Source organism: Betaproteobacteria bacterium (assembly GCA_009693245.1).
In the GTDB taxonomy this organism is placed as follows: Bacteria; Pseudomonadota; Gammaproteobacteria; order Burkholderiales; family SHXO01; genus SHXO01.
Genome location: SHXO01000115.1, coordinates 1 through 7,826 on the forward strand (window position 1 = coordinate 1; position 7,826 = coordinate 7,826).

Sequence of the window (7,826 nt, forward strand, 5' to 3'; positions counted from 1 at the left end):
TAAGTTTGATACAAAGCCAGTGAAGAGGCTCGCAAAACGCCTTGAAAGTCGCGAAATAACCCGACTGAAGGTCACCTGGCCGAGAATGAAACTCATTTCGCTAACGCGGTAAGAGATCCGTCGTAGAAAAGTGATTATTAGAGGTGCCCTAAAGGTGGATTTACCCCGAAAACTTGTTAGCGATTGAAACTGAGTGCCTTTAACTTCCTTCGCGTCCTTGGCGGTCAAGTGCTTTTTTATTGAGTGTTCCAAAATACATGACAGGACTTCCATGGAAGGCCGTTTCCCTCATCCCCACCCTTCTCCCGTGGGGAGAAGGGCTTTTTTGCTTCCCTCTCCCGCCGGGAGAGACGCCACGGCACGCGCGTCGCGAATTGCGGCCATGAACCTGTAGTGGCGTCTCTTCCCTCATCCCCATCCCTTCTCCCGCGGGGAGAAGGGAGCGTCGTGCTCCCCGCCCGAGCGGGGAGGTTCATGGGCAGGGACTGAGGGTGATGGAGAATATGTCCTGAATTACGAAAAGATCAATAGGTTCATACCGACCAACAGGCCATTCGCATGTTCAATCAATCTCCACCACAGCTTGGCAATCAGTTTGACGATGATCCCGTGCTGCGCAGCTATCTTGCGCGCGCTTTGCCCCCGGAGGTGTACGGAAGCATCGAGTCCGAATTGAAGGAGATGGGCGCGATGACGGGCGGTCCTCTCTACCAGTTCCAGCTCGCCGATCGCAAGAGCGAGCCAGTGCACACGCCCTGGGACGCCTGGGGTAACCGCATCGACCAGATTGAACTGACTCCTCTGTGGCGGGCGGCGGAGCCGCTGGCTGCGCGCAGTGGGTTGATTGCCATCCCCTACGAACGCCAGCATGGTGCGTGGTCGCGCGTGCACCAGTTCGCGCTGGTCTATCTGTTCACGCCTTCGACGGACGTCTATAGCTGTCCGCTGGCCATGACCGACGGCGCCGCGCGCACTTTGTCCATCAGCGGAAATCAAGCGCTCGCCGAGCGTGCGTTGCCGCATATGACTTCCCGCGATCCCAAGCAGTTCTGGACGAGCGGGCAATGGATGACGGAGAGCACCGGTGGCTCAGACGTAGGACTGTCTGAAACGACTGCGCGGCAAGACAGCGACGGCCGCTGGCGGCTCTACGGTCGCAAGTGGTTCACCTCTGCCATAGGTAGCCAGATGGCGCTGACGCTGGCCCGGCCCGATGGCAATCCGCGAGGCGGGAAGGGGCTGGCGTTGTTCTATCTCGAAGTACGCGATGAAGCGGGAAAATTGAACGGCATCGCGGTGAATCGTTTGAAGGACAAACTCGGCACGCGTAAGGTCCCGACGGCGGAGTTGACCCTCGATGGTGCCATCGCCACACCAGTCATCGGCTTGGGCGATGGCGTGAAGAACATTGCGCCGATGCTCAATGTGACACGCACGTGGAACAGCGTGACCAGCGCCGCCTACATGCGGCGAGCGATTGCGCTGGCGAGGGATTATGCGAGCAGGCGTTTTGCCTTTGGATCGATGCTTTCCGAGAAGCCACTGCATCTTGAAACCTTGGCGGGAATGCAAACGGAGTTCGAGGCCGCGTTCCACCTCACATTCTTTCTGGTGGAGTTGTTGGGCAAGACGGAAGCAGGTGCCGCGTCTGAAAGCGAAGGGGAACTGCTACGCTTGCTGACACCCATCGTGAAACTCACCACGGCCAAGCAATGCGTGGCGGTATGCAGCGAAGCGCTGGAATGCTTCGGTGGCGCGGGTTATGTGGAAGATACCGGATTGCCCGCGCTGTTGCGCGATGCGCAAGTGCTTCCCATATGGGAAGGTACGACCAATGTGCTCGCGCTGGATGCGTTGCGCGCCGCCCATGGCGGCAATGCCTTGCATTCCATGGTGGCGGAGGTTGCAGCCATCGCGGGAAAGATGCGCGATTCAGATCTGAAATCGGCAGTGACTCAAGCGCGGGAGATGATGGAAAGCGCACGGCGCATGGTTGCCCACGCGCCAAGCGGCGAACAGGAGCGCAACGCGCGGCGCATCGCTTTGACGCTGGGCCGTTCCCTCGCATTGGCCTTACTGTGCGCGCAGGCGCAGTGGTCCCTTGATTCCGGGCAAGAACCATCGTCCACGGCGGCCGCGCGGCGCTTCCGGATAGCGGATCTTGGCGGCGGGCTAGTGTAGTGCTTCGCTCTTAATGGCACTTAAGTTGAAGAATCAGAAAGCCTGGGATTGGGGCAAAAGTGGCGAAAACGAGCCTGCGAGTTTCGAGGTACGGCCAATCGGTCACAGACAAGGCGCAAACCGCAGCGAGGTTGAACACCTCGCGAGGATTTGCAACGAAGTATGGGGCCGATTCTCGCCATCTTTTGTGCCGTTAAGAGTGAAGCACTACACTAGGCGCTTAGGGTGCCACGCAGCGCATCGGTGAAGCGCCGTGCGGACGCGGCGACTTGCGCTGCTGTGTTGCCTGCCTTGTACAAAGCCGAGCCCAGTCCGAAGCCGTTGGCGCCGGCATCCAAATAGCCGCGCATGTTTTCCGGTGTGATGGAGCCCACGGGGAAGATCAAAGTCTCTCGCGGCAACACCGCTCGCATTGCCTTCAAGACTGGTGGCGGGTTGGCTTCGGCGGGAAATAGCTTGAGGCCATCGGCACCTGCTTCGAGCATGGCGAAGGCCTCGGTGGGCGTGGCAAAACCAGGTAGCGCGGAGAGGCCTAGCTGCTTCGCCCGGCGCACGATGCGCGCATCCGCGTGCGGCATGACGATGAGCCTCCCAACGGCCTGCGCGACGCGATCCGCTTGGCTTTCCTGAAGAACGGTTCCCGCGCCAATGATCGCGCGATCAGAGAGCGCACCGGCGAGAATCCGAATGCTGTCGAAGGGCTGGGGAGAATTGAGCGTGACCTCGATCAGAGTGAAACCCGCACCGGCGAGCGCGGTGCCAATGTCCAGAACTTCGCTGGGTTTCACGCCGCGCAGGATCGCGATGAGAGGACAGCGGCCCACGGCTTCCTGAAAAGTGAGCATGTTCAGTTCAAGTGTTGCGACAGAAGGTGGAGGCCGCGCACGCCTGACTCAGGATCCAGAGCGCTCGATGTGGTACCGAATGCCGCGCATGCGCTGGAGTACAGCGTATTCAGCGCGGCCGAGCCCAGGATGTATACATGCGCTTCCGGTGCGCTCTCCAGCGCGGCTTTCAATTCGTGGCCGATCAATATCCCGGACAGATACGAGGCCGATTCAGCCGCGGAGATCTCGCCAAACAATGCCCGCGCGCGCACGCCGAACAAATGGTGCAAGAGACCGCCCTTCTCTTTCGCTCGCGATAGGCCCGCGGAGAAGGACGCTGCGTCCGTTGCATCCTCTTGCATCATGCGCGCGAGGATGCTGTGCTGCTTTAGCACGGCGAAAACTTCACCCGTCATGTGGGTGGCGAACCGAACGATCTTGCCATCGCGCACTTCCACCCATTTGCTATGGGTACCAGGAAGGCAGACCAGACCCGATCCATTAGGCATGAATTCCAAGGCTCCAAGGATCTGCATTTCCTCGCCACGCATGACATCGCGGGTGTCCGCGGCGTCGTGCCCGCATACTCCGGGGGCGATCCAAATCTGGTGATTTTTCCAGTGCACCGCTCTTAGCTTGGAGGCGATCTCGGAAAATCCCGCGGGACACTCGCAGTAGGGCGCCTCGGCCCAGCCTTGGCGGGATCCGATCATGCCGCTCATCAGCACTGGCTTTTCACCTGCCTCCAGCCACTCACCTATCTGGCTGGCCAAGGTCTCGCCGAACTTGCCGTCGGTCACGTGGAGAATTCCAAGTGCCGCGGTGCGTTTGTCCGTGACACGACCATCCACGCCTAAGCGGTAGGCGCGAAAACTGGATGTACCCCAGTCCACCGCGATCATTGGCTAACCCGCCTCCCCCAGCTCCCGTTAACGCGCGCCGTCCTTCGTTCTAAGCCGCCAATCCAATTCCCTGAACCCTTGCGCGGAAGGGTCGTCGCGCATGTCCGATCCGCCGCGCACGAAAAATAATAGGGCGGCGATTTCCATGGCGCGGAATAGATCGTCGGGGGTGAAGTATTGGCTCGGTCCCACACGTCCTTGATGGAGCAGCGTGGCGAACAACCACACCACGGCACCGGCCACTATCCACTGGGCGTGCGGAAGCTTCCACGTCCAGGCGCCGTAGGTACACAGCACCAATAGCAGCAAGGCGCTCAGAGCGCAATCGTAGACCGCCAGATCGAAGCTCTGCTTATATCCGAGAAAGACGAGGAGGGCGGCGAGCTTTACGGCCGTCACTGCTAGGGCGGCCGTGCGTATGCGGCCTACGCCGTAGGCAATGATCACTCCGCATAGCAAAAGCCCATTGGAGAGCAAGTGCAAGGCGATGGATAGGCGCCAGAGCATTTCCACGGCTTCTCCTGGAACGATGAGAAGCGCGATCTGGCGGTAGAGCATTCCAAGCATCGTTGCGCCGCCCAGCGCCGCCACGGCGCTCGCCCACAACCATACGCATAGTTGTTGGTTCGCTTGTGCCGTGCGCCCAAGCCGCCATGCAAATAGAGCCGCGAACACGGCCAGCGCAAGATCGACCGCAAAGCTCATGACTTAGTTCAATCCAGCAACGTAGTGGGCCAGGTTCTCGATATCGTCATCGGAGAGACCCCTGGAGACGCTGGTCATATTACCTGCATCGTTGGTGCGGTTACGAGCGCGAAAATCCCTGAGTTGCTTCACGATGTAATCGTAGTGCTGGCCCCCCACCCGGGGAATCTCGTTCTGCCCTGAAAACCCGCCCAGGTGGCACATGGTGCAAAGGGCCGCATCGGCCACCCCCTTGCCCTTGGCGGCCTTGGCGGCATCGGCATTGAAATTGTTGCTCTTTGGCTTACGCGCCGCGAAGTAGTCAGCGAGGGCGCGCATGTCTTCCTTGGATAGATTCGCCGCCATAGGCGACATGAGCTGGTCTTTTCGCCGGCCTTCCTTGTAGTCTTTGAGTTGCAGGTAAAGGTACCTGCTGGTTTGGCCCGCCAATATCGGATAGGCGCCGCTCTGCGAGTTGCCTTCATCGCCATGGCAGGCGATGCAGGCGCTGACTTTTTCCTTGGCTTGCGCGGAGGAGTCCGCTGCGGCGATGGTAAGCGGTTCATCCTCTCTTGCCGCGGGCTGGGTTGCGCTTCCCCCGGCTTGCAAGTGTGTTGAGAATAACAACGCGGCGAATGCCGTAACTTTTTTCATCTGTAGGACTCTCCGCTCCTGAAAAAGCAAGGGCCACGCCCAGGATGTCTGGGGTGGCCCTTGGGTGAGACTGAAGCTTATGGTATAGCGAACACGATGATGTTGTTGCCGCGCTTGTAATCCAATTGCGTGTTTCCTCCCGCGGCGACGGCGATGTACTGCTTGCCATCCACGGTATAGGAAGTGGGAGGTGCATTCACACCTGCCCCGCAATTGAAGGACCAGAGTTTCTTGCCGTTGCGGGCATCGAAGGCGCTGACCATGCCATTGCCTTCGCCATTGAACACCAAGTTACCCGCCGTGGCCAGCACACCGCCGATCAGCGGTTGATCGGTGTCCACTTGCCATGCAATCTTGCCGGTGTCGAGGTTCACCGCGGCAAGACGTCCCCACTGCTTCTCTCCTGGAATGACCTTGAAGGCACCGCCCAGCCACAGCTTGCCGCCCGGATATTCGGAGGCTTCCACGTGATAGGTCATAGGCTGGTGCAAGTTGGCCGCGTAAACCATGCGCAGTTTCGGGTTGATGGCCATCGGAGACCATTCCACGCCGCCATTGGCGCCGGGCAACATGCGCGCGCCGTCGGCCGTGGGTAGTACCCACATGTTCTCTTGCGGAATCATCGCGTCGGAGAAGCGAATCAAGGACAGGTCGTTGCGGTTATGCACGTACACATGGCCGGTCTTGCCGCCGTGAATGGCCACGGGCGCCATCTTACCGCTCTTGTCCTTGGCTTCCGTCAGGATAACGGGGCTCACTGCATCCAGATCCCAAACATCGTGTGCGATGTACTGGAAGTGCGCTTTATAGGCGCCGGTGTCCAGATCGACAGCGACGATGGAGTTGGTGTACAGGTTGTCGCCAGGCCGAATGGCCCCATACAAGTCGGGGGAGGGGTTGCCCGCCACGAAGTACACGGTCTTGGTCTTGCGATCCACCGCGGGAGTCATCCATACGCCGCCGCCCAAGGTCTGGTAGAAGCCCCCGCCGCGCTCGGCCAGCATTTTCTTTTCCGCCGCGATGTCACGCAGCATGTTGCGGCCGGTGGCATCGTGGGTGGCCCACGCGCCTTCGTGGCCCTTCTCGGGAATCGAGTAGGCAGTCCAGATGAGCTTGCCGCTCTTGGCGTCGAAGGCCTTGACGAAGCCGCGCACGCCATACTCGCCACCATTGGTACCGATCAATACTTTGCCGTCCACGACCACGGGCGCCATGGTTTCGGAATATCCCAGCTCGGGATCGGCGATCTGCGTTTCCCAGGCGAGCTTGCCGGTCTTGGCGTCGAGGGATACGAGCTTGGCATCCAGAGTACCCATGAAGACGTGGCCATCCGATATGGCGACTCCGCGATTGTTGGGGCCGCAGCAATAGGTGGTGACCGGCCCCATCTTGTGCTTGTAATGCCAGAATTTCTTGCCCGTGACGGCGTCCAAGGCGTAAACGTGATTGTACGAGGTGGTGATGTACATCACGCCGTTCATGACGATAGCGGAGGTCTCCATGGACTCCTTCACTTCCGTCTGAAAGACGAATGCCGGCTTTAGCTTGTGCACGTTGCCAGTATTGATCTGGTCCGCGGGATAGAAGCGCGAGTTGGTGTAGGACATATTGGAATGCAGCCAATTGTTCTTATCGTTTTCCGAGGCATTCAGCATGGACTGGGATACAGGCGCCAATTTCGGCGACATTGGGTTACTGGCAGTGGTAGTACCAGCGCCTTGAATCTCTCCCGCAACCACGCTGCCTGCCGCCGAAAGTAACGCGGCCAGCGTGAGTAGTTTGAGTTGGCGTGACTTCATGGAGTCTCCCGTTGATCTTGAAAGGAGTTGAAATGGACTGCGTCTTATAGGCCGGTATCACTCGGCATTTTGCAGCCATGCCAGCGTACCACGGCGGCGCGACTATAATCGCGCCGCCTTAATTGTTCAAGCCGCACCTGCGCGGTAGATGCATCGTCATGGTAAATAGGTATTTCTTTCTGCTTGTGGCCTGCGCGCTGCCCATGATTTCCTTTGGGAACGCGGATGAGCTGGGCTGGAATGCGCAATTGATCGAGTTCGCCAAGAAAGGCGATGGTGAGCGTGCGAGGCGCGCGCTCGCCGCCGGGGCTCATCCCAACTCTCGCAATCGGAAGAGCGAAACAGCGCTTTTCTTGTTTTCTAAGGCGGGTAACTTGGAGCTAGTCAAGACGCTGGTGGAAAAGGGGGCCGCTGTCGATCTACCCACGCTGGATAAAGTAACCCCCTTGATGGCCGCGGTGTACGAGAACAGACCCAGCGTGGTGGCCTATCTACTGGAGCATGGCGCCAGCACCAGTGCTGCGGACCAGCTTCAGCGCACCGCGATGGTTTATGCGGTGACGGGGCCCTGCACGCCATGCGGGAGTTTGCTGCTGGCCGCGGGAGTGGATGTGAACGCCGTGTATCACCACCAATTAACGGCTCTCATGTGGGCAGCTGGCAGCGGAAGCGCCGAAGCCGTGAAGTTGCTGATGTCCCGCGGCGCTAATGCCTGGCTAAAGGATGATCGCGGCAAGACAGCTTTGGATATCGCACGCGAGGCGGGTAAAAAAGACGTT

7 protein-coding genes are annotated in these 7,826 nt (G+C 59.4%); 2 read left to right on the forward strand and 5 right to left on the reverse strand.

Annotated elements, in window-relative coordinates; translation table 11 throughout:
• The first annotated feature begins 558 nt into the window (after positions 1-558).
• Positions 559-2,181 (forward strand): acyl-CoA dehydrogenase, encoded by a 1,623-nt coding sequence (locus EXR36_14825; protein MSQ60869.1) that lies wholly within the window; start codon positions 559-561, stop codon positions 2,179-2,181.
• A gap of 212 nt (positions 2,182-2,393) precedes the next feature.
• On the opposite strand, the gene EXR36_14830 is transcribed toward EXR36_14825, so the two are convergent.
• The 5 genes from EXR36_14830 to EXR36_14850 all read right to left on the reverse strand — a co-directional run bounded on the left by EXR36_14830 (position 2,394) and on the right by EXR36_14850 (position 7,047).
• Positions 2,394-3,026, reverse strand: a complete 633-nt coding sequence (locus EXR36_14830; GenBank protein ID MSQ60870.1) for a 2-dehydro-3-deoxy-6-phosphogalactonate aldolase — start codon at positions 3,024-3,026, stop codon at positions 2,394-2,396.
• Between the two features lie 2 nt (positions 3,027-3,028).
• On the reverse strand, positions 3,029-3,910 hold the full coding sequence (locus tag EXR36_14835; protein MSQ60871.1) for a 2-dehydro-3-deoxygalactonokinase: 882 nt from the start codon (positions 3,908-3,910) through the stop codon (positions 3,029-3,031).
• A gap of 27 nt (positions 3,911-3,937) precedes the next feature.
• A complete protein-coding gene (locus EXR36_14840; protein MSQ60872.1) occupies positions 3,938-4,615 on the reverse strand; it encodes a hypothetical protein in 678 nt (225 codons plus the stop codon).
• Between the two features lie 3 nt (positions 4,616-4,618).
• Positions 4,619-5,248 (reverse strand): cytochrome c4, encoded by a 630-nt coding sequence (locus EXR36_14845; GenBank protein ID MSQ60873.1) that lies wholly within the window; start codon positions 5,246-5,248, stop codon positions 4,619-4,621.
• A gap of 77 nt (positions 5,249-5,325) precedes the next feature.
• Positions 5,326-7,047, reverse strand: coding sequence for a quinonprotein alcohol dehydrogenase (locus tag EXR36_14850; GenBank protein MSQ60874.1), 1,722 nt, complete (start codon positions 7,045-7,047; stop codon positions 5,326-5,328).
• 158 nt (positions 7,048-7,205) lie between these two features.
• Between EXR36_14850 and EXR36_14855 the strand changes: the two genes are divergently transcribed.
• Positions 7,206-7,826, forward strand: a 621-nt coding sequence (locus tag EXR36_14855) for an ankyrin repeat domain-containing protein (GenBank protein MSQ60875.1), incomplete at its 3' end; no start/stop codon positions are given.